We start from the raw sequence: 20,069 nt of genomic DNA, 5'->3' as shown, positions 1-20,069 counted from the left end.
CCTAGTGGTGTGCCGCGATGAGGGAGCTGGCTTCCTGGCGGGTGCTGCCGGAGGACTCGATGTGCGCGAGTTCGGCCGGGATCTCCCAGCCCTTCTTGCGCATTGCGGTGGCCCAGAGCCGGCCGGCACGGTACGAGGAACGGACCAGCGGGCCGGACATGACGCCGAGGAAGCCGATCTCCTCGGCCTCGGTGGCGAGGTCGACGAATTCCTGCGGCTTGACCCAGCGGTCCACCGGCAGGTGGCGTTCGGACGGGCGCAGGTACTGGGTGATGGTGATCAGGTCACAGCCGGCCTCGTGCAGGTCCCGCAGGGCCTCGGAGATTTCCTCGCGGGTCTCGCCCATGCCCAGGATCAGGTTGGACTTGGTGACCATGCCCAGGTTCCGGCCCTGGGTGATGACATCCAGGGACCGGTCGTAGCGGAACGCGGGCCGGATGCGCTTGAAGATCCGCGGCACGGTCTCGACGTTGTGCGCGAAGACCTCCGGTTTGGAGTCGCAGATCGCCCCGATGTGCTCGGGTTTGCCGGAGAAGTCCGGGATCAGCAGTTCGACTCCGGTGCCCGGGTTCAGTTCGTGGATCTTGCGGACGGTTTCGGCGTAGAGCCAGACGCCCTCGTCGGCGAGGTCGTCCCGGGCCACCCCGGTCACGGTGGCGTAGCGCAGCGCCATGGCCTGGACCGAGCGGGCCACCTTGGTCGGTTCGAACATGTCCACCGGGGAGGGCTTGCCGGTGTCGATCTGGCAGAAATCACAGCGCCGGGTGCACTCTGAACCGCCGATCAGGAAGGTGGCTTCCTTGTCTTCCCAGCACTCGAAGATGTTCGGGCAGCCGGCCTCCTCACACACCGTGTGCAGACCTTCCTTCTTCACCAGGTTCTTGAGCTGGACGAACTCCGGGCCCATCTGGACCTTGGCCTTGATCCACTCCGGCTTACGCTCCACCGGGGTGGCCGCGTTGCGCTGCTCAATACGCAGCATCTTCCGGCCTTCTGGTGCCAGTGTCATTGTTCTCTTTCCTTCAGCATTCGGCTTTAGCATTCGACGTCAGCATTCGACGACGTTGACGGCGAGGCCGCCCATCGCGGTTTCCTTGTATTTGGAGGACATGTCCCGGCCGGTCTCGCGCATGGTCACGATGACCTCGTCCAGGGACACCCGGTGCGTCCCGTCGCCCCAGAGCGCCATCTTCGCGGCGTTGATCGCCTTCGCGGCCGCGATCGCGTTCCGCTCAATGCACGGGATCTGCACCAAACCGCCGATCGGATCACACGTCAGCCCCAGGTTGTGCTCCATCGCGATCTCCGCCGCGTTCTCCACCTGCGCCGGAGTGCCGCCCATCACCTCCGCCAGGCCCGCAGCGGCCATCGAGGACGCCGAGCCCACCTCGCCCTGGCAGCCCACCTCCGCACCGGAAATCGAGGCCTGCTCCTTGTACAGCACCCCGACCGCGGCCGCGGCCAGCAGGAACTTCACCACCACATCATCCCGGTCCGCCTGCGTGGCCCGATCCATGCCCGGCGCGAAATGCAGCGCGTAATACAGCACCGCCGGGATGATCCCGGCCGCCCCGTTCGTCGGCGCCGTCACCACCCTCCCGCCCGAGGCGTTCTCCTCATTCACCGCCAGCGCGATCAGGTTCACCCACTCCTGCCAGTACTTCGGATCCCGGTACTCCGGATCATGATCCCGGGACTCCTTCAGCAACCGCTCATGCCAGTCCGGGGCCCGGCGGCGGACCTTCAACCCGCCCGGCAACAAACCCTCACGCTTCAAGGACACCGCCACGCACTCCTCCATCACCGCATAAATGTGCAGCAGGCCCGCCCGGATCTCCTCCTCCGACCGGGACGCGCGTTCGTTCACGAACATGATCTCCCCGATCGACAGGCCCTTGGACTGGCACCGGCCCAGCAGCTCCGCCGCAGTACGGAACGGCAACGGCAGTTCCTTCTTCGACTCCTCCAGCTCCTGCTGCGCCGCGTCCTCCCCGCCCTCACGGACAATGAAACCGCCGCCCACCGAGAAAAACGTCGCCGCACGCAGCACCTCACCGGCGCCGTCCGAGACCGTAAACGTCATCCCGTTCGTGTGCCGCGGCAGGACCGTCAACGGCCGCAACACCATGTCCTTCACCCCATACGGGAGCTGCACCGACCCGGCCAGCTGCAGCTTCCCGGACTCCGCGATCGCAGCCAGCCGCTCCTCCACCTCCGCCGGCAGAATCTTCTCCGGATGAAAACCCTCCAACCCCAGCAGGATCGCCGTCATCGTCCCATGACCGTGACCAGTCGCCGCGAGCGACCCATACAGATCCACCCGCAACCCCGCCACCCTCTCAAGGTCACCGGACGCCCGCAACTCCTCCGCGAACACCGCCGCAGCACGCATCGGACCCACCGTATGCGAACTCGACGGCCCAATCCCGATGGAAAAAAGATCAAAGACACCAACAGCCATGGCCGGCGCTCCCTAGTAGCTCACGCGCGGCAGGGCACGGCGGCGCGGACCAGGATGGCGGCCTGCAAACGTGGATGAGGACGGCTGAATCGTCACGAGGAACTCCATAATTCAGGTGGCGCAGGGCGCCACGATGATTCGGGTTCCTCCCCGCTCTGTATTTGACCTGAGAGTTTCCGCGGACCCTGCTGTTACAGCGTGCCGCTTGCACCGTCGGTGAGCCCGGGGACCGGACTACTTTCCAGAGTTGCCTCGCCGCGGCGGTACGTGGGCCTGAGAGATTCCTGGGGAGGATTTGCTCCTACGGCGCCTGCTGAACGTACCGGCAGGACTCTCCCGCCGCAGATCAAAAGCATGTGTCACTTGTCGGTGACACGGCTCACACTTTACTCCGTTGCCGCGATGCCACGCAACAGAGCCACTTCACACGGTCACACTTCCCGTGCCGGCCGCTCCGGAATACCGTCCCGGTACATCACGGTGCTGCGTTTGAAGATCTCGGCATAGACGGAGGACCGGACGGACGTCACCGTCTCCATCTGCCGGAGATCGTCGAGCAGCAGCCGCAGTTCGTCCAGACCGGGCAGAGCCACCTGGGCCAGCACGTCCTCGCCGGAGGCGGCGGCCCAGCGGGTCACCGGAAGGCCGGCCAGGTGCTTCCCCGGCGACTCCGCCGCCTTACCGGAACGGGTCACGGTGATGAGGGACTCCACAGGGAATCCGAGCACTGCGGGATCCACCACAGCCCTGATGAACAGGGCACCGGAGTTGGTCATGGCTTCAAGGCGGCGGCTGACGGTTGCCTTGGAGACCGACAATTCGGTGGCCAGCTCATCCACGGTGGCCCGGCCGTTGCGATGGAGGAGCTCGGCCAGCGACCGGTTCGTTTCATCAAGTGCCTCACCGGGTTGGCCGGTGCGGATTCCGGCCAGCCGGCCGTCCTCGTCGCGGTGGAGCGCGGCGTACTGTTTTTTGTCCAGTACGTCCGGGGTCCAGCCGCTGGGGGTCCGGAAATACTCCAGGAGGGGTGTCATGGAGAAGGACTGCACACCGTCCACCCCGGACAGGCGCCGGTAGAGAAGCCCGCCAAGTTCGTCCGGGGAAAGGAACAGCTCTGCCACGGCCTCGTTCGTGCCGGACAGTGCCGTGACCCACGACGACTCTTCCTGCTCCGCCAGCCACGTGCAGACCCCGCGAAGATTGCGCGGTGCCGCCGTCACGCGCAGCAGGAAGGCCGACCGCGAACTGACCGACGACGGGTTGATAAACGAGTTTGTGCGCACCACCCCGGACTCGAGGAGCTTGTTTCCGCGGCGTGCCACGGTGCGTTCCTGCTGCCCCAGGACGTCGGCGATCAGGCGCCAGGGAGCACGCCCGTTCCGGACCAGCGCGGCCACGATCTGCCGGTCCAGGGCGTCAAGCTGCTCCACGTCCCGGCTCCTTCCAGTGCGGCTGCGAAAGTACGATGCCGGCGGGCTGCTTCCGCTGAACGGAACCGGGACGGCGGACCCGCCGCCGCCCCCGGTCGTGTCAGTTCCGGCCCAGATAGGCTAGCACTCCGGAGAGCGCGGCACCTGTTCCCCCGACGACGGCGGCGCGGGCCTCCGGCGCGAACTGCGGCGAGTGGTTCCCGGCGGGTGTTGCGCCGTCCTCGAAGAGCTCGGGATCGAAGGCGCCAAAGGCCCAGAACACGCCCGGCACGCCGATCGCGTCGCTGAGCCATCCGGCGTCCTCGGACCCCATGCCGAGCGGTGAGTCGATCAGTGCATCAGCGCCGAAGTCCGCCGTGAACGCTGCCGTCACGCGGTCGGCGGACGCAGGATCGTTGTAGCAGCGGGGGAAGCTGTTCAGTTCGACGATGGTGGGTTCCGGCGCCGCCGAGGCCTCGGCTTCGGCCGAGATGATCCGCCGGATGGCGGCAAGCACGGTGGCGCGTGTGTCCTCATCAGGCGTCCGGACGTTGACCGAGAACTCGGCGGAGTCCGGAATGATGTTCTCCTTCAGGCCGGCATGGAAGGTTCCCACGGTGACTACCGCCGGCGTCGAGGGTGCCAGCTCGCGGGAGACGATGGTCTGCAGGCGAAGCACCATGGCGGCGGCGGCCACGATCGGGTCGATTGACTTCTCGGGCTGCGAGCCGTGGGCCTGCTTGCCGTGGACGGTGATCTTCCACGAATCGGCCAGGCTGGCCATGTGCCCGCCCCGGATCATGAGTTTTCCCTGGCTGACCGGCATGACGTGCTGGGCCAGCACCACGTCGGGCTTGGGTGCCCGGTCCCACAGGCCGTCGTCGACCATCGCTTTGGCGCCATAAGCCGTCTCTTCGCCCGGCTGGAAGATGAGCACCAAGGTTCCGGCCCACAGCTCGCTGCGGTCCGTGAGCAGCGACGCCAGCGCCAGCGCGGCGGCAATGTGCGTGTCGTGCCCGCAGCCGTGCATCACCGGAGCGACGGCCCCGTCCGGCAGGGTGCCGGTGGCCTCGCTGGCGTAGTCAAGGCCCGTCTGTTCAGCGATGGGCAGGCCGTCGGTGTCGGCGCGGAAACCGATGACCGGCCCGTCGCCGTTCTTCAGGATGCCAACCACGCCGGTCCCGCCGCAGCGGAAATATTCGATGCCGAGGCCGGCAAGGTGCTGTTCAATGTACTCCGCGGTCTCGAATTCCTGCGCCGAGAGTTCCGGGTGGGCATGCAGGTGCTTGTAGACGCCGACGTACTCCTCCACAAAGTCTTCGGGAACTTCGACGGCGGAGGTCAGGCGTACGCCTGTGGTGGTAGTCATTGCTGGCTTCCCTTTCAGTGGGTGGGTTCGGAAATTCGGGTGGCCTGCGCGCTTTCGCCGGCGGCCGGTTCTACCGGGGCCTGCGGGGCTTTGGAGCGTGCAAACCAGGAGGCTGCGATGGTGATGATGACAGCCAGGGCGGTGGCAAAGTACGTCAGCCCCGGAGCCAGCGGCACCACCACGAAAACGATGACGGCGGCCACAATGACAGCCACAATCGTGGTGCGGCGGCTCTTCATTGCCAGCACGCTCTGCAGCACCACGGCGCCGAAAATCGCGGGCAGGATGTAGCTGCGGGCCGTGGCGATGAGCGGAGCGGGGAGCATTCCCACGAGCCAGGTGCCCAGCGCGCCAACAAAGAGGATGAGCGTGGTGATGTGGACCAGTACCGCGCCGATGATCGCGCTGCCGGCGATGAGTTCCGCCCGGCGGGTGCCCGGCTTCTCCCCCAGATTGGCCTGCGCCACGATGGCCGCCGGCAACAGTTTGTTGGCAATGTTGCCGATCAGGAAGGCCTGGTACATGGCTGACCGTCCCAGTATGGGGAAGTAGGACACCGGCTCGATCACGGCGATGATGCCGAAAGTGGCCAGGACTGCCCCGACGGCGGTGACCAGCTCCAGGGGCGTCACCCCCATGCCTGCGCCGAAGGCGGCGTACAGGGCCGCGGCAAGGGAGATCAGCAGCCCGAGCCCCAGGGTGATGGGACCCCAAATCGACGTGGTGCGGTCAAAGGCTGAAAACCGTGCGGATGTTTCGGTGGAAGTCGTGGTGGACATCAGAATGGCTCCTGTCGGGGTTTCAGGCTGCTGCGGTCATGAGGAAGGCGGCTGAGAGTGCCACGATGATGGACATTCCCAGTCCCCATTCGCGCAGCCACGGAAGCCGGAGCTTATGGGCAAGGAGGAGGCACACTCCCATTGCTGCCGCGGAGGCGAGCATGGTGACGAGGTGGACGGGAGACTTGAGTACTTCCTGGAAGGCGAGGGTGAAGAAGGCGCCCAGCAGCGCCGCCGTCGGGACAATGGCCATCACTGCGGGGTTCACCTTGCGGAGCTTGGCGTCGCCTTTGCTGAGGATGGGTGTCAGGATCAGCGCAGTCAGCATCCACGCGAGCCCGCCGATGGTCATGGCGGCGAAGGCGAGGGCGAAGATCTTCTGGGTGTACGTTGGTCCGCCCAGTTGCGCGCCCTGCGTGCCTGCCGAAATGCCGGCTGCCGCAACGTCGAAGGCAGCCGAGCCCACCAGGCCGATGCGTGTCAGGACCGCGGGGGTTCCGAACAGCGGGAGGAGGGATATGGCGATGAGGGCAACGGCAAGCGATGGGCCGATGGCCGCCACGGCACCGGAGCGGACAGAGCTGCTGACCTGTGCCGGCGTGAGCTCAGCGGCCGGTGCCGCTTTCCGGATGGCCTTGAAGTAGATCACCGACTGGAGGATGACGACGGCGAAAACGCCTACCGCGGACGCCCACAGCACGGGGTGGTGGATCAAAGGGGTGATGTCTGTGGAACCGGGATCGACAGCTGCGACAACCACGTTTACTCCTCTGGAAACTGAGGGGACACTCCTTGTTGGGTGTCCGAAATTAATACTTCATGAACTCCTTGTGCCTGTTTGTTTCATTTTTACAGCACGAGTTGTCCATAAGTACACAGTTTTCAGATTTCCGACAGATCACGAAAATGAAGCATTGGTGTAAATTTCCCCGCCATGGGGGAAGGCTGGCGGGCCGGAAGGGAGCCGCCTCGGCGAATTAAGGGGATAAGGGAGTACGCCGGAAGGCTAGAGAAACACCGCTGCGAACATTGCCGTTCCGCCGGCGCCGAAGATGGCGAGGATGAGGCCTACCGAGAGGCTGCCCCTGGAGATGACAAAGACGGGCCGCGTCGATTCGGCCGGGTTCGCCGGGTTGTAGAGCACCGGAATGCGGGTGCCGATGATTTCCTGCTCAGGGCCGTAGACGTCCGACTGGCCAAGCCACCTCAGGCCATGGGAATCCTGGAACTCGTAGGACGGGGCAAAGCGGTTCAGGCCGTTGCTCGCGGGGCCGTCCACGCCGCGCAGGTTCCCGGTCACCAGTGCCTGCGCCGGCACCCAGCCGCGAAGCGCGTACCGCCGCCGGAATGACCCCGCCAGGGAAACCGCGATGACTATCAGGCCCGCCACCAGGAACAGCGCGGGCACGGCCAGGAACAGCGCCACTATGGAGTCCATGCTCAGCCCGCCGGGAGGATGCTGATGAAGAGGAGCGCGCCCGCGGCAATCGCAGCGAAGAACGGGATCATGCAGCCGATCACCGTGCTGTCCTGGGATGAAACCTGGAATGACTGGTTGGGGTTGATGGGGTTATACATCACTTCCACCGGCGAACCCGGGGCGGGCTGGCTGGCGTAGGAGACCTCGGATTCGCCGGCAAACAGTGTCCCGTAAGGATCCGCAAACTGGTAGGTGGGGTAGAAGCGCCGGCTGCGGCTGCCGCCGCCTCCCCCATTGGTCCAACCGGCCACGCTTCCGGTGACGACAGCCTGGACCCGCGGCCAGCTGGCCGTGAGTTGTTCGCGGCGCCTGGTCTTGCGCGAAACGCGGACAATCGAAAAAATTACGCCGGCAACAAACAGCGCCCAAATGATGTACAGCGCGATCTTCACGTGTCCCCCCAGGTTCCAGTCACCAAGAAGTATGCCATCGCCCGGTGGCCTGTCATTCAGGCGGCCGCCGGGCGATGGCGTACGCGGTGCTGGCATACATACACCGCTGGTGGAACTAGGACGTCAGGTGAAGCGACGACGTCAGTGCTGCGTCGGCGTCCCGCAGGACCTTGGCCGCCACCTGGAGGCCCTCGATCCGGCCCAGGGAGGTGTCCTCGTGCTCGATGTTGACCAGCATGTTGGGGTCCACCTCGTACAGTGCGCGCAGGAACTCGGTCCAGTAGGCGGTGTCGTGCCCGCGGCCGAGTGCCACGAAGTCCCAGGCGGAGTTCTTCGGCCATTCGTTGGCCCACTCGTCGCCGCCCAGGTTGGTGCGGTTTTCCTCCGGCGAGAGCCGGCGGAAGCTGTTGTCCAGGACGCCGTAGAGCGCGGCGTTTGCAGTGTTGACGCGGACATCCTTCGCGGCGGCCTGGAAGACCAGAGGACCGAGTTCGCGGACCACGGCCACCGGATCCATCTGCTGCCAGAACAGGTGCGAGGCATCCAGTTCGACGCCCACGTGGGTGGCGCCGGTGAGTTCAATGAGCTTGCGGACGTCAGCGGTGTTGAACACGATGTTCTGCGGGTGGAGTTCAAGGGCCACCTTGACGCCGTGGTCGGCGGCGAGGCGGTCGGTTTCCTTCCAGAAATCGGCCGCGATGCCCCACTGGTAATCGAGCACGTCCAAGGCGGCCGAGTTCCAGGCGTTGACCACCCAGTTGACCGTGGTGGCTCCCGGCTCGCCGCCGGGCAGGCCGGACATGGTCACCACGCGGTCCTGTCCCAGCCGGCTTGCCAGCCGGATGGAGCGGCGGATGTCCTCGGCGTGCTTCTCCCCGATTTCCCGCTTGGGGTGCAGCGGGTTGCCGTTGCAGTTCAGCCCGGCAATCGAGACGCCGGTTCCCTCGAAGATCGCCAGGTAGTCGTCGCGGGCCGCGTCACTTTCCAGGATCTGGTCCATGGAGGGAACGTGGACGGCCGGAAGGAACCCGCCCGTGTTGATCTCGATGCCCGTCAGGCCGAGGTCGGCAATGACTTTCAGGGCTTCGGGAAGCGGGCGGTCGTGCAGGATCGCGTTGTAGACGCCGAGTTTCATAGCGTGACCTTCTGTCCGTTGTTGAGCGCGGATTCGGCGACGGCGCCGAGCAGTTCCATGTTGCGGACGCCCTCATCGAAGGTGGCGCAGCGGGGCAGCGACTCGGCTTCACTGAGGCCGGCCACCTCCTCGAGGAACGCACGGGCCTGGTAGCCGAACGCGTCGTTCTGGCCGAAGCCGACTTCGGGGGCGTCCATGGCGAGGCCGCCGGCGATGTACGGATGGCCGGGGCCGAGGATCACCTGGCGGTAACCGTTCTCGTTGCCTGATCCGTCGTTGAGGAACAGCTGGATTTCGGCGGGCCGGCGCTGGTCGAACTTGGCGGCTCCGTTCTCGCAGAACACTTCGAAGTTGAGGCTGTTGGCATGGCCGGCGGCCACACGGGAGACCTCGAAGCTGCCTGCGCCGTTTTCGAACTCCGCGGAGAAAGCGGCGTAGTCGTCGTTCTCCACCGCTTCGAAGGTGTCACTGACCGCAACGTGGTCGTGCCCCATGACGGCCGCGAGCGGCAGGGGCCGCTTGTCGATCACGGTGCTGAGGCGGCCGCCGCTGATGGACTTGATGTCGCCGCAGAGGAACTCGGAGACGTACGCCAGGTGGCTGCCGACGTCGGCCAGCGCACCGGAGCCGGGGCCGCCCTTGTAACGCCAGCTCATGGGAGCCGAGGGGCTGAATCCGTAGTCGGTCCAGTAGCGGCCACTGAAGTGCAGCACCTTGCCCAGGACACCGGTCCGGATGAGGTCCCGGATGTAGGCGATGCCGGGAGTGCGGCGGAAGGTGAAGCCAATACGGGCAATCGAGCTCGCGTTGCGGGCCGCATCGGCCATGGCGCGTGCGTCCTCCAGCGAGTCGCTCAGCGGCTTTTCACACAGTACGTGCTTTCCGGCGGCGAGCAGGCCTTCCACCACTTCGCGATGGAGGGAGTTGGCGATGACCACGCTGACAACGCCGATGTCATCGGCTTCAGCGATTGCCTGCCATGAGGTGTCGTTGCGCTCGTAGCCAAAGCGGCGGGCGGCCAGCGAGCCGAATTCGGCGTTGACGTCGCCGATCGAGACCAGCCGGACCGGGGGAAGGACGGGGCTGTACAACGTAGACGCGGTCCGGTAGGCAGCGGCGTGGGCCTTGCCGGCCATCCCTGCGCCAATAACGGCTACGCCGAGGCTTTCAGCCATTGATTTCTCCTTTGAAATGTGGGCAGGACGATCGCCTGTCCGGGAAAATTGTAGCGCTACAAAAATGTCCGCTGGAAAAAGCGTAGCTTTGTCTATATGTCCTGTCAATCATCGTGCAGCTATCCTCGATAGCGAGACACGAAAGGCCCTGCCATGACGCTGAACACTCCTCGGACCCGCCGGCCCACGATCTACGACGTCGCCAAGACCGCCGGCGTGTCGCCGTCGCTGGTGTCCCTGGTCCTGCAGAATCCTTCGCGGGTCAGCGACAAGCGCCGCGAGGCCGTGCTGGCAGCGATTGCGCAGCTCGGGTACCGGCCCAGCCGTGCCGCAACAGCCCTCGCGAGCAGCCAGACAAAGAGCATCGGGCTGGTGATCGACGACTTCCGGAACCCGTGGTTCGTCGATCTGTTGCGCGGCATGGAATCCGCGCTCTCGGTGCACGGCTACCAGGTCACGGTGGCGGACTCACAGCCCGGGCAGAACCGGATCAAGGAGGCGACCGACGGCCTACTGGCCCTGCACGTTGCAGGCCTCGTGATCGCCGCGGAACCCAGCGAGTCGATGCTCTCCGGCACCTGGGTACCCACGGTCGTCGCGGGCTGGCGGAAAGGTGTCCCGGCCGGCGCCGACCTCATCACGAACGACGACGACGGCGGGGGCCGCCTGGCAGCCAGCCATCTGTTGGAGCTCGGCCATACCCGGATCGGCCACCTCACTGGCTCGGACGGGGCGGCGGCACACCGGCGTGAGGGCTACCGGAGCCGGATGGTTGAGGCCGGCCTTGGGGTTCGGATTGCCGGGGAATCCGGGGGAACGTCGGAAGAGGACGGCTACGCGGCGGCCTGCTGGCTGCTGGACCACCACCCCGACACCACGGCCATTTTCACGGCCAACGACACCATGGCACTGGGCGCGCTGGCAGCAGCGAAAACGCGGGGCCTTTCCGTGCCGGAAGACCTGTCGGTGATCGGCTACGACAACTCGCCGCTGGCGAAATCGCGGTATCTGGACATCACCACCGTGGACAACCGCAGCGACGTGGTCGGGGCTGACTCCGCACGCACGCTGCTGGCAAGGATCCAGGATCCCGCGCTGGAACCCGAACGCAAGCTGATCGAACCCGTCCTGGTGGTCCGTGGCACCACGGCCCGCATTTCCGGCTGACAACCACCGGGCCGGACCTGCGCCCGGCACCCCTTGCTACGCTGGAACCATGAAATCCCGCCTCGCCGCCCTGTCCGTTGCCGCCCTCATCGTTGCACTGACCGGTTGCGGCCAGGTCCAGGAGGCAGCCGAAAAAGCCGTGAGCGACGGCGCCTCCCAGATAGCCACCGCTGCCGCGGACCAAGTCAAGGGCCAGGTGTGCGCCCTCGTGGAAGACGGTCTGGTCAGCGTCAAGGACAAGGAACTCCTGGGCGGCCTCGTGGCTGGCGCTGAGACGGCGGGCGTGCCTTCCGAGATCACCACTCCGCTGCGCCAGATCGCGGCATCGGGCGATCAGGTTCCGGCGGAATCCGTCACTGCCCTCAAGGATGCCTGCACCGCCTAGCCTTAGCGGCAGGTGCGTATCACTGCACCGCCTGGACCTCGACCGTCTCAATGATCCGCGTGGACGGTTCACCGACCAGCGCAGGAGCAGTCACTCCGGTCTTCCAGGTGTCGGTCTGCAACCGGGCCAGAAAGTCCACGGCGGCCTCCTGCGTGTCGAAGTCCAACTCCAGCATCACGTAGTCCTCCTGGTCGAGCGGACGCGAAATCCGGTAGGACCGCACCCCCGACGCCAAGCGGTCCAGCGGGTCACTGTCGAAGGCCTTCCGCCACATGGCGAAGTCCCGGACCTGGTGTTCAATCTGCAGGGTGATCATGAAGGTTGCTCCCGTCGAAGGTTCCACACGCCCAACCATAGGCCCGGAATGCCGTTCAGCGCTTGCCTTTTTTCCGCGAACCTTTGCCCCGGCCCTTGTCCGGATTAGGAGCGTAGCGCTGGGCCACTTTGGGCTTCTTGACGCCGGTCCCCCGACGGTCAGGCTTCGGCTCCTTCTTGGGTGGCTCCACCTTCGCCGACGGCTGGCGGGAGCTCTGGGCGGTCCGGCCCCGGACAATGCCGATGAACTCCTCGATCACTTCACCAGTCGGCTGGTCCGCAGCGTCTGCCGCTGCCTCGCGGGTCGCCTCGTTGAGCCAGGCCAGCGCAATCTGGGTGGTGGGTGCGCCGGTGAGTTTCCGCGCCACCGTGTCCTTGACGTTGAAATGGCGGGCAACGGACATCGGAAGGATGGCGAGCCCCGCACCGGATGCCACCACCTGCAGGGCGGCTTCCGGGCCGCCGAGTTCCGCCACGTCCAGGAATGTTTCCGCGTCAAGGTCCGCCAAGGCCACTTCTTCAAAGACCGAAATCTCGTGCCCCTTGGGAGCAACCACCACTGGCTGCTCCTCATAGAGGGGGATCACGTTCAAGCCTTCGCGCTCCACCGGGAGCCGGACGAAGCTGAGGTCCGCGGAACCGTCACGCAGGACCGAAAGCTGTGTGCCGTCGTCGGACATGAAGGAGTGCAGCGGAACGTCCGGCATCCGCTCTTCCCACCGCCGGATCCACTTCCCCGGCGTCACGCCGGCAACGTAGGCGAAGCGCAGCTCCCGCACTGCATCGTCGGCCGGGATGGCGGCGGTTTCGTCGGGGGTCTGGGGTGCTTCTTCTGCTGCGGACACATGTTCACAGTACCGCCCGGGCGGGTGCTGAGTTCAGTACCGGTGCCCACTCAGGCTCTGGCCGGATACCCTTGAAGCATGACCTCTGCAAACTCCCAGTCCATGAAGCCGGCCACCGTTGCCAAGAAGCTTGGCATCTACCTGCCCGCAACACCCCAGGAGTTCCAGGATTCGGTTATCACCCGCGCCGATTTCGCCGAGCTCCAGGCCAACCCGCCGGAGTGGCTGGCTGAACTCCGCCGCAACGGCCCGCACCCCCGCCCGGTGGTGGCGCAGAAGCTGAACGTTTCCATCAGCGGCCTGGCCCGCGGCGGCGTCGAGGAAGCACTCACGACGGCGGAAATCACCGCGCTGCTGCAGGCTCCCCCGGCCTGGCTGGTCACCGAGCGCTCCACGCACGCCGCAGTCCGCGCCGAAGCACAGCGCGTCAAGGACGAGGCCGCCAAGAAGGATGCCAAGAAAGCCCGCGCCAAGGCGGAGTAGGCCCCTGAATTCCTAAGCTTGTCCGCGCATCCGCGCCGTGACAGCCGGGATCCGCGGACAAGCTTCTGACACGAGCGTGTTTAGCGGACGGGGCGAAGGTCGTCCGGGTCCTCGCGGTGGAACATGCGCCGCGGCGCTACGCCTTCGAACAGCACCCACACGGTGGAGGCGTCGTCGGTCATGGAGTCAACAATGCCCGACGCCGTGACCCGGTTGCCCCGCACAACCGCCACCTTGTCTCCGGGGCGCAGCTCCGACCAGTCGGTTTCCGGCCGTGCGGATCCGGCCGGCACGTTGTCGGCCTGATGACCGTGCGGAACCTGCGGTTCCGCGCCGAACAGCCAGGCGGACACGTCACTTCGCAGCACAAGGTGGGGACCGCCCGTTGCACTCACGCTTCCCGTGGGCACATAGTAGCCCCGGCCCGCGCCTGCCCCGCCGGCCGCCCTGTCCAGTGCGTCAACGAGGCGCCTGGTGAGGTGCCCCTGCGGACCAATCTCCCGGAGCTCGTCGAGCTCTTCCGGAGTGAGCCGTCCCAGCACAGCAGCAATGTCGGCCATGGTGGATCCCTTCTAGCGAATGGTGCCTGAAGGACCACGCTAGAACCCCGCCATTAACGGCGCATGAAATCCGGACGGCGAACAACGAACAAGTTCTACGGGTTCTACGGGGGACAATCCGGTCCGCCGCCTCGTTGAACCATTGACGCCACGCGCTGTACAGACCGCCCGAACGAAACGAGCCACCCTGCTGATTGTCCTCACCGGAATTGACGGTGCCGGAAAGACCACCGCTGCACGCGCAGCCGTTGACGCCGCACGCCTGGCAGGCGGCCGCGCCCTGCTGCTGCGCAACCACGCCGGCCGCCGCAACATGACCCAGTGGTCGGAACGCTCCGGCGTTCCCCTCAGCCCCCGCCTGGCTGACGCACTGGAGACAGTGATCCGGACGGCCAACGTGCTGGTGTCGCACGCCCGGGCACGCAGGTTTTCCGGCCTGGTGGTCATGGACCGCCACCTCTACTGCCAGCTTGCCCTGCGCAGCGTCCGGGGGATCCGGGCCGGCCGGTTCATCCCCTGGCTGCTGCGGCGCCTCCCTGCGCCGGACCTGGTGATCCACTTCGACGTCGCTCCGCAGCGGGCACTGGAGCGCATCCTCCGGCGGGGTACGGACAGCGAAACACTGGAGGAACTGACCGCGCTCAGTGAAGGCTACCGCGCCCTTCCGGACTTTCCGCGGTTTGTCCTGATCGACGCAGGCGCCACCCAGGACGAGGTCCTTGCCGAGCTCACCGACGCCATCCACGGCGCAGCCAGCGGTACAGCGGGCAATCCGGCCGGTGGAGCCCGACGGATCAGCGTGAAACAATCGACGTCACTGCGCTGACGAAGGGAGGCAGGGCCGCCACCGCTGCCAGGCCGAGAACCGCGCGCCCCGCCCAGTCAACGGCCCCTCCGCGACGGCCGGTCCCTGGCTTCCTGGCCACACGCGCCTCGCGGCCCGCACGCAGCCGCCGGGCCCGGATAACTGCAGCCGCCTGCGCCCACACCATCACCCCCAGTGCACCGGCGCCCAGCAACACGCCCGCAGGCACGAACAGCACGGCCGCCAGCAGCGGCAGGTAGTACTTCCAGTTCTGTCCGGAAGGAAGCGGAAGGCCTTGACTGAATGCCCCCGCCGCAGCCGCCACCACGGCACCGTGCAGGATGGCCATTACGGAGAAGAGCACCGCGGACAGCCAGCCCGGACCCACAATGGAAAAGTCGATGTTGTCTGCGCGGAACGGTTCCACCGAGGCACCGAAAACGAGAAGAATCAAAACGCCCAGCACCGGCCCTGCCCACCGGCCGGCAGGGAGCCACCGGTGTATGAGCACGTAAATGATGGCGGCGGCGAAGCCTGCCGGAAGTCCCGCGAAAAACAGCAGGGCAATACTGCCCTCAATGGTGGGAAAGCCCACATTGGCCTGGGCCTCGGTCAGGCGACCCTGGGCTGACGCGGGCGAAGTGACGGCCAGCACCCGCATGACCAGCCTTCCGCCGGCCCACCCGACCAGCAGCCCCGAAGCGACCCCGGCCACCGTGGCCACGTTGGCCCACCACCAGTACTTGCGCAGCGCCGAGACCTGGGCGTCCACGACAGCATCCCGTACGGGCGCTGACGAAGGCACCGGAAGATCCGCCGTTAAAGCCGCCGGCGCCGGTGGTCCACTTATGGAGCGTCCTCCCCAGACGATGACAATTGCCAAGGCAACCAACAGCAGGAACGTACAAACAACCACAATTGCCAGCGCCACGGGTCATCACCACCAAGATAAGGGTGGATTCATTGTGCTCCGGCCTCCGGCGGTTGAATAGGGACCCGTGCACATCCAGGGTGCTGCCATGCCCTCTGGTTGTGCGGGGCTCGGTTGCGTCGCCGGCTTCAGAGGTGCCGCCCTCAGATCAGGCAGTCACTCCTTGGGCATGATGATCCACAGCGCGATGTAGACCAATTCGCCCACGCCAAACAGGCCGAACAGCACAAAGCCGATGCGGACGAGGGCTGTTGAAACACCGAACCTGGCTGCGAGCCCGGCGCAGACGCCGGCGATCATTTTGCCATTCCTGGGCCGAACCAATGCTGCTGTCATGCGGCCACAGTACCAGCCGGCGCCTTGGTGGAGTCCAGAGTCCTTTAGCCCCTAGTCCTGCTGCAAAAGGTCTAGTCCTGGTGCAGCTGGACGAAGTTTCCGCAGCCGTCGTCCAGCACCACCGAGGTTCCGGTGGGGCCCTCCGCCGGTTCGTCCTGGAAGATGACGCCCAGTGCCGCGAGCCGCTTATGCTCGGCCCGCACGTCCGGAACGCCGAACACGATCGCCGGCATCCCGGCGTCGTGCAGGGCGTTCATGTAGTTCGCGCCGATGGGGTTGTCGCTGGGCTCCAGCAGGAGTCCCACTGACCCCGAACTGCCCCCGGCGGAGCCGGGATCCTTCACGATGTAGAGGTTGTATTCGGGCATGGCCATGAGCGTTTCAAAACCCAGTGTCTCCGTGTAGAACTGGTGGGCCGCGGCCGGATCCTTGACGTGGATGCTGCACATTTTTAGTCGCATGGTGCCTAGGCTACCGGTGCCCCGCCTCGCTCGGAACAGGGGCCGGCCCGCAACGCCGGGCGCACCACCCGTCAGGAAGTCCTGCCCATTGACGGCCGGCTTTGCCGGGATTCCAATGGAAGTAGCGGAGCCACCCAGCCCGGGCAGGTTCTGTTGGAGGTGGAACGGTGTCTGTCATAACGGAGTCGGTCCCCATGGGGCCCCTGCAGCTGGCGGTCTGCGCCGCCGTCGTGGTGTGCGGCGTGGCCGGCGCCGTATTTTCGGCGCGATATCACGCCAGGCGTGACGCCGGACAGCTAACGGACGCCGTCTTTTGGGACGGCTTCGCCGGGCTGGTGATTGTGTTCCCGGCCGTCCTGATACCTTCGCTCGCGTCCCCATGGCTGGGGTTCGCTGTAGGCACGCTCGCCGCCGCCACTGCCGCGGCCGCGTATGTGTGGAGTCCCCGCGTCATGGCCTGGCGGGACGCCCGGATCCACACGGGAACCGCCCGGGCGGAGATCGAAGCGGCAGCGGCCCGGCACCGGACCGTGCTGACCCGGTGGCAGCGCTACGAGCTTGATCCCGCCTGCTGCATCGACTACCCGGACATGACCGATGTGCGCCGTCCGGAAACGGCGGCCCTGATCAAGGCCATGAAGGAGGCCGAACGGCTCCGGGCGGCCGAGGCAGCCGGCTACGTTCCCGCCGTCGACCGGCTGGAACATGCCCTGGGCCGGGCGGAAGCCGCGGCGGGCGTGCCCTCCCGGTAAAGACTGGCGCCCTCGCAGGGAGCCGCGCTTTGGGTGAGTCCAGCCCCGCGGACGTTAACTGGTGTGTCGGGACCGTTGGCAAGGCCGGAACCGGCGGCGGTAGCATCCCATAATGGAGCCTTTAGTCACGGACACACGAGACCAGCACGGCAGGTTGCGATCGGACCGGGGAGTCTGGCGGCAGGCCACAACCCTCGCAGCGGCGGGCGAACTCACCGCGCGGTGGCTTGAATCCCACAGCGAATTCCAGCCGGGAACGTTTGCGCCCAGCTTCGATGAGGAGACCCGGCCCATCGCCGCCGAGCTGGCGGAAATAAACCGGAACGGCCTCTTCACCAAAGAATCCCAGCCCGGCATTCGCGCCGACGCCGGCCACGCCCAAAGACAACTCGCACAGAGGCAGTACGTGACCGGCTTCTGCAGCGCGGAGGCCGCGGCTGAACTCATGGCCCTGTCCACCAGGACCGAGCTGATCACCGTCGGCCATGCCCCCGGTGAAGTGAGCGCCGCGGCCATCCCGGTAACGTTCGACGGCGATGCTGTGGTCACCGTGCTCGGGTCCAGTGAGAACCCGGTGGACGAGGACCAGCTCCGCGACTGGTCGGACGAGACCAACGAAACGCTGGCCCTGCTCCTCGCCGATTCCTGGTACGTGGAAGTCCTGGATCCCGTGTGGGGCCGGAACGACGTGCTCCTCCCGGAGGTCCTTTCGGCCCTCCGGCAGCTGCCGTAGGAGTGCGGGGGGCTGTAAGGACTACAGGTCCACTGTCCCGCTTTCGCCGACGCTCATGCGGCTGTGCGTCACCTTGGACTTGATCCACTGAAGCACCGTTGCCGCCCTGCCGCCGGGGCTGGTCCAGTACTCCGCCGAATCCGAGTCGACCCGCAGCAGCACCACTTCCGGAGTGTCCGGCCCGTCCGGGAACCAGGCTTCAACCACCTGGTTCCACATGTCGTGGATCTTCTGCCTGTCCGTGACCACTTCCGCCGTGCCGGCCACCGAGACCCATTCGGTGTTCTTGCCGAAGGAGACGTTCACCCGCGGGTCGGCGCGCACGTGCGCTACCTGGGACGTTTCCGATGACGTGAAGAACCACATGTCGCCGTCGGCCTTGACTTCCTGGACAGCAAGCGGCCGGCTGACCAGGGCGCCTTCTTCGTTGATGGTGGTCAGCATCCCGATATGGGAACCGTTGATGATCTCTGTGACTTTGCTGATGCTCTCAGTGTCAGACATGCACTCACCTCGTTCGTGTCCAACGGGGAAGTTCCCCGCCAACCAAGAGTATTAGTAAGTTTGCTTACTTTCAACGGCTGGCGGGGACCTGTCCGGGCAGTTTGGCCACAGCCCTAAGCCGGAGCGCCCACCCTGGCGACGGCGGCAACCCGGGCGGCAGTCAGCTGGCCCATCCGGATGGCGCCGTCCACGTGCTGGTAACCCTCTGCCGCCAGGTCGGAGGAACTCCAGTAGATGGGACCTACGGGCTGGTGCTGGTCCTTGCCGTACCGGTGCAGTCCGCCGAGGTCGTAGCTGGAGGCGTAGGCGCCGCGGGTCCATTCCTCCGAGCCCCAGTCGGATTCGTAGTACACCTCGGGCTCCAGGGCCTGATCCCCCAGGAAGGCCGCGATCGATTCCAGGATGGCGCGGCGGCGGTCTTCGACACTGAGCTCGAAGACGGTGTCGGCCTTCTCGTCCGAGACGAAACCCACCAGCGTGCCGCGGGAATCCCCGTGGTTGGTGTTGTCGTACACCTCCTGCACCAGCGATCCGGCGCTGAAGCAGGTGCCGGACAGCCCCTCGCCGCGCCAGAACGGCGTCTTGTAGACGGCGTGCACCTTGATGACCAGGCCCAGCGACTGGTGCTGGTGCATCTGGTGCTGGCGGCGGGGCAGCGGCGGGTTGAAGGAAACCCGCGAATACAGGTTCGGCGGCACCGCCATGATCACGTAGCGGGCATTGACCGCGGCCCGCTCCGACACCACGGTGACGCGCGGGCCGCCGTCGCGCTCTTCCGTCCAGTTAATGGTGCGCACCGGACTGTTAAGCACGACGTCGTCACCCAGTTCGCGTGCCTGCAGCAGCGAAACCTGCTGCATCCCTCCCACAACGCGCTTGTCCAGGATGAAGTCCTCGTCCGTCAGGTGGCTGAAAGACCCCGCGGACGCGGCCATCAGGACGGCCTGCAGCGCGGAGAATGCGTGCGCGGGCTTGGTGAGCATGCCACCGGCAATGAACAGGCCGATGTTGTTGCAGGCTTCCTCATCCGGCGAGTTCTGCCGGAGCCAGTGATGGAAGGAGATGGTGTCCAGCTGGCGCGCCTTGGGGTGGGCCCAGGGTTCGGAAGCGCCAATTTCCGCAGCAAGCCCGTCCAGCAGGCCGATCAGCTTGTCCATTTCGGCCGCCGTGGTGTCGCTGACCGGGAAGGAATCGCCGGTGTAGCGGGTCTTCCTGCCGTCGGCCCCCACATAGATGGATTCACCCTCGCGGTAGCGGGAGTACGTTTCCAGTCCCAGCTCGTCCAGGAGTTCCAGGAGTACCGTCTGGTCCGGCGAGACCCACTGGCCGCCGATTTCCAGCATGGCGCCGTCAATGGTGTCCGTCCAGGTGCGGCCGCCCACGCGGTCCCGCGCCTCCAGCACGGCGACAGTGAGGCCGGCCTTCTTCAGTTCACGGGCTGCGGTGAGACCCGAGGGGCCGGCGCCTACGACGACGACGTCGCGGTCAAGTTCCAGCATGATGTCCTCTCCGTGGCCGCTCGAGTGATGCGTACCACTAAATGAATGCCATTCATTTATTAATGACTATAGCGGTTCCAGCACCGCCACGGA

24 protein-coding genes and 1 riboswitch are annotated in these 20,069 nt (G+C 66.0%); of the genes, 6 read left to right on the top strand and 18 right to left on the bottom strand.

What is annotated here, in order from left to right:
• Position 1: 1 nt before the first annotated feature.
• From lipA to AC07YR_RS17165, 10 genes are all read right to left on the bottom strand, one after another.
• Positions 2-1,009 carry a lipoyl synthase gene (gene lipA / locus AC07YR_RS17210; protein ID WP_494734667.1) on the bottom strand — a complete coding sequence of 336 codons (1,008 nt, stop codon included), beginning with the start codon at positions 1,007-1,009 and terminating at the stop codon, positions 2-4.
• Positions 1,010-1,048: 39 nt separating this feature from the next.
• Positions 1,049-2,461 carry an L-serine ammonia-lyase gene (locus AC07YR_RS17205; RefSeq protein WP_494734666.1) on the bottom strand — a complete coding sequence of 471 codons (1,413 nt, stop codon included), beginning with the start codon at positions 2,459-2,461 and terminating at the stop codon, positions 1,049-1,051.
• A gap of 251 nt (positions 2,462-2,712) precedes the next feature.
• Positions 2,713-2,810, bottom strand: a riboswitch (glycine riboswitch).
• A gap of 82 nt (positions 2,811-2,892) precedes the next feature.
• On the bottom strand, positions 2,893-3,891 hold the full coding sequence (locus tag AC07YR_RS17200; RefSeq protein WP_494734665.1) for an Lrp/AsnC family transcriptional regulator: 999 nt from the start codon (positions 3,889-3,891) through the stop codon (positions 2,893-2,895).
• A gap of 100 nt (positions 3,892-3,991) precedes the next feature.
• A complete protein-coding gene (locus AC07YR_RS17195) occupies positions 3,992-5,239 on the bottom strand; it encodes an amidohydrolase (RefSeq protein ID WP_494734664.1) in 1,248 nt (415 codons plus the stop codon).
• 14 nt (positions 5,240-5,253) lie between these two features.
• Positions 5,254-6,018 (bottom strand): hypothetical protein, encoded by a 765-nt coding sequence (locus AC07YR_RS17190; RefSeq protein ID WP_494734663.1) that lies wholly within the window; start codon positions 6,016-6,018, stop codon positions 5,254-5,256.
• A 22-nt stretch (positions 6,019-6,040) separates the two neighbouring features.
• Entirely contained in the window at positions 6,041-6,778 is a 738-nt protein-coding gene (locus AC07YR_RS17185) for a DUF5058 family protein (protein ID WP_436056238.1), read from the bottom strand.
• A 246-nt stretch (positions 6,779-7,024) separates the two neighbouring features.
• Positions 7,025-7,456, bottom strand: a complete 432-nt coding sequence (locus AC07YR_RS17180; protein ID WP_436056237.1) for a DUF3592 domain-containing protein — start codon at positions 7,454-7,456, stop codon at positions 7,025-7,027.
• 2 nt (positions 7,457-7,458) lie between these two features.
• On the bottom strand, positions 7,459-7,890 hold the full coding sequence (locus AC07YR_RS17175) for a DUF3592 domain-containing protein (RefSeq protein ID WP_494734662.1): 432 nt from the start codon (positions 7,888-7,890) through the stop codon (positions 7,459-7,461).
• A gap of 115 nt (positions 7,891-8,005) precedes the next feature.
• Positions 8,006-9,025: a sugar phosphate isomerase/epimerase family protein gene (locus AC07YR_RS17170; RefSeq protein WP_436056235.1), complete on the bottom strand. Its 1,020-nt coding sequence runs from the start codon at positions 9,023-9,025 to the stop codon at positions 8,006-8,008.
• Complete coding sequence (locus tag AC07YR_RS17165; RefSeq protein ID WP_494734661.1) at positions 9,022-10,200, bottom strand: Gfo/Idh/MocA family protein; 1,179 nt, start codon at positions 10,198-10,200, stop codon at positions 9,022-9,024. Before AC07YR_RS17165 ends, AC07YR_RS17170 begins: the two co-directional genes overlap by 4 nt.
• 153 nt (positions 10,201-10,353) lie before the next feature.
• On the opposite strand from AC07YR_RS17165, the gene AC07YR_RS17160 reads away from it, so the two are divergent.
• Positions 10,354-11,367, top strand: a complete 1,014-nt coding sequence (locus tag AC07YR_RS17160; RefSeq protein WP_436056234.1) for a LacI family DNA-binding transcriptional regulator — start codon at positions 10,354-10,356, stop codon at positions 11,365-11,367.
• A 49-nt stretch (positions 11,368-11,416) separates the two neighbouring features.
• Positions 11,417-11,752, top strand: coding sequence for a hypothetical protein (locus AC07YR_RS17155; RefSeq protein ID WP_494734660.1), 336 nt, complete (start codon positions 11,417-11,419; stop codon positions 11,750-11,752).
• Positions 11,753-11,771: 19 nt separating this feature from the next.
• Here AC07YR_RS17155 and AC07YR_RS17150 read toward each other — a convergent pair whose 3' ends face one another.
• Both AC07YR_RS17150 and AC07YR_RS17145 read right to left on the bottom strand, forming a co-directional pair.
• On the bottom strand, positions 11,772-12,095 hold the full coding sequence (locus AC07YR_RS17150) for a hypothetical protein (RefSeq protein WP_494734659.1): 324 nt from the start codon (positions 12,093-12,095) through the stop codon (positions 11,772-11,774).
• Positions 12,096-12,123: 28 nt separating this feature from the next.
• Positions 12,124-12,912 (bottom strand): LysR family transcriptional regulator substrate-binding protein, encoded by a 789-nt coding sequence (locus AC07YR_RS17145; RefSeq protein ID WP_494734658.1) that lies wholly within the window; start codon positions 12,910-12,912, stop codon positions 12,124-12,126.
• Between the two features lie 78 nt (positions 12,913-12,990).
• Here AC07YR_RS17145 and AC07YR_RS17140 point away from each other — a divergent pair, with 78 nt between their 5' ends.
• A complete protein-coding gene (locus AC07YR_RS17140) occupies positions 12,991-13,395 on the top strand; it encodes a DUF5997 family protein (RefSeq protein ID WP_028272288.1) in 405 nt (134 codons plus the stop codon).
• Positions 13,396-13,475: 80 nt separating this feature from the next.
• Here AC07YR_RS17140 and AC07YR_RS17135 read toward each other — a convergent pair whose 3' ends face one another.
• Positions 13,476-13,955, bottom strand: a complete 480-nt coding sequence (locus AC07YR_RS17135) for a hypothetical protein (RefSeq protein ID WP_436056231.1) — start codon at positions 13,953-13,955, stop codon at positions 13,476-13,478.
• 142 nt (positions 13,956-14,097) lie between these two features.
• Here AC07YR_RS17135 and AC07YR_RS17130 point away from each other — a divergent pair, with 142 nt between their 5' ends.
• Positions 14,098-14,781, top strand: a complete 684-nt coding sequence (locus AC07YR_RS17130; RefSeq protein WP_494734657.1) for a nucleoside/nucleotide kinase family protein — start codon at positions 14,098-14,100, stop codon at positions 14,779-14,781.
• On the opposite strand, the gene AC07YR_RS17125 is transcribed toward AC07YR_RS17130, so the two are convergent.
• From AC07YR_RS17125 to AC07YR_RS17115, 3 genes are all read right to left on the bottom strand, one after another.
• On the bottom strand, positions 14,750-15,565 hold the full coding sequence (locus tag AC07YR_RS17125; protein ID WP_494734656.1) for a hypothetical protein: 816 nt from the start codon (positions 15,563-15,565) through the stop codon (positions 14,750-14,752). The two genes, AC07YR_RS17130 and AC07YR_RS17125, sit on opposite strands and share 32 nt — an antisense overlap.
• 282 nt (positions 15,566-15,847) lie before the next feature.
• Positions 15,848-16,027: a PspC domain-containing protein gene (locus AC07YR_RS17120; protein WP_051629032.1), complete on the bottom strand. Its 180-nt coding sequence runs from the start codon at positions 16,025-16,027 to the stop codon at positions 15,848-15,850.
• A gap of 71 nt (positions 16,028-16,098) precedes the next feature.
• Complete coding sequence (locus tag AC07YR_RS17115) at positions 16,099-16,488, bottom strand: VOC family protein (protein WP_055797525.1); 390 nt, start codon at positions 16,486-16,488, stop codon at positions 16,099-16,101.
• 167 nt (positions 16,489-16,655) lie between these two features.
• Between AC07YR_RS17115 and AC07YR_RS17110 the strand changes: the two genes are divergently transcribed.
• Together AC07YR_RS17110 and AC07YR_RS17105 are read left to right on the top strand one after the other, a co-directional pair.
• The gene (locus AC07YR_RS17110; protein WP_436056229.1) at positions 16,656-17,240 is read left to right on the top strand and encodes a hypothetical protein; all 585 of its coding nucleotides are present in this window, start codon (positions 16,656-16,658) and stop codon (positions 17,238-17,240) included.
• A 112-nt stretch (positions 17,241-17,352) separates the two neighbouring features.
• Positions 17,353-17,973 (top strand): DUF6919 domain-containing protein, encoded by a 621-nt coding sequence (locus tag AC07YR_RS17105; protein WP_055797519.1) that lies wholly within the window; start codon positions 17,353-17,355, stop codon positions 17,971-17,973.
• A 21-nt stretch (positions 17,974-17,994) separates the two neighbouring features.
• Here AC07YR_RS17105 and AC07YR_RS17100 read toward each other — a convergent pair whose 3' ends face one another.
• Positions 17,995-18,477 (bottom strand): pyridoxamine 5'-phosphate oxidase family protein, encoded by a 483-nt coding sequence (locus AC07YR_RS17100; RefSeq protein ID WP_494734655.1) that lies wholly within the window; start codon positions 18,475-18,477, stop codon positions 17,995-17,997.
• A 113-nt stretch (positions 18,478-18,590) separates the two neighbouring features.
• Positions 18,591-19,976: a flavin monoamine oxidase family protein gene (locus AC07YR_RS17095; protein WP_494734654.1), complete on the bottom strand. Its 1,386-nt coding sequence runs from the start codon at positions 19,974-19,976 to the stop codon at positions 18,591-18,593.
• Between the last annotated feature and the right edge of the window lie 93 nt (positions 19,977-20,069).

It is taken from the genome of Arthrobacter sp. GW460-12-1-14-TSB2, assembly GCF_059423525.1.
The sequence above is the reverse complement of the archived record's forward strand: the minus strand, read 5'-3'. Positions and strand labels throughout refer to the sequence as shown.

Coding starts and splice junctions, on each gene's coding strand:
- lipA (WP_494734667.1), bottom strand. CDS start 1,009: ATGACACTGGCACCAGAAGGCCGGAAGATGCTGCGTATTGAGCAGCGC.
- AC07YR_RS17205 (WP_494734666.1), bottom strand. CDS start 2,461: ATGGCTGTTGGTGTCTTTGATCTTTTTTCCATCGGGATTGGGCCGTCG.
- AC07YR_RS17195 (WP_494734664.1), bottom strand. CDS start 5,239: ATGACTACCACCACAGGCGTACGCCTGACCTCCGCCGTCGAAGTTCCC.
- AC07YR_RS17190 (WP_494734663.1), bottom strand. CDS start 6,018: ATGTCCACCACGACTTCCACCGAAACATCCGCACGGTTTTCAGCCTTT.
- AC07YR_RS17180 (WP_436056237.1), bottom strand. CDS start 7,456: ATGGACTCCATAGTGGCGCTGTTCCTGGCCGTGCCCGCGCTGTTCCTG.
- AC07YR_RS17170 (WP_436056235.1), bottom strand. CDS start 9,025: ATGAAACTCGGCGTCTACAACGCGATCCTGCACGACCGCCCGCTTCCC.
- AC07YR_RS17165 (WP_494734661.1), bottom strand. CDS start 10,200: ATGGCTGAAAGCCTCGGCGTAGCCGTTATTGGCGCAGGGATGGCCGGC.
- AC07YR_RS17160 (WP_436056234.1), top strand. CDS start 10,354: ATGACGCTGAACACTCCTCGGACCCGCCGGCCCACGATCTACGACGTC.
- AC07YR_RS17155 (WP_494734660.1), top strand. CDS start 11,417: ATGAAATCCCGCCTCGCCGCCCTGTCCGTTGCCGCCCTCATCGTTGCA.
- AC07YR_RS17140 (WP_028272288.1), top strand. CDS start 12,991: ATGACCTCTGCAAACTCCCAGTCCATGAAGCCGGCCACCGTTGCCAAG.
- AC07YR_RS17135 (WP_436056231.1), bottom strand. CDS start 13,955: ATGGCCGACATTGCTGCTGTGCTGGGACGGCTCACTCCGGAAGAGCTC.
- AC07YR_RS17120 (WP_051629032.1), bottom strand. CDS start 16,027: ATGACAGCAGCATTGGTTCGGCCCAGGAATGGCAAAATGATCGCCGGC.
- AC07YR_RS17115 (WP_055797525.1), bottom strand. CDS start 16,488: ATGCGACTAAAAATGTGCAGCATCCACGTCAAGGATCCGGCCGCGGCC.
- AC07YR_RS17105 (WP_055797519.1), top strand. CDS start 17,353: ATGGAGCCTTTAGTCACGGACACACGAGACCAGCACGGCAGGTTGCGA.
- AC07YR_RS17100 (WP_494734655.1), bottom strand. CDS start 18,477: ATGTCTGACACTGAGAGCATCAGCAAAGTCACAGAGATCATCAACGGT.
- AC07YR_RS17095 (WP_494734654.1), bottom strand. CDS start 19,976: ATGCTGGAACTTGACCGCGACGTCGTCGTCGTAGGCGCCGGCCCCTCG.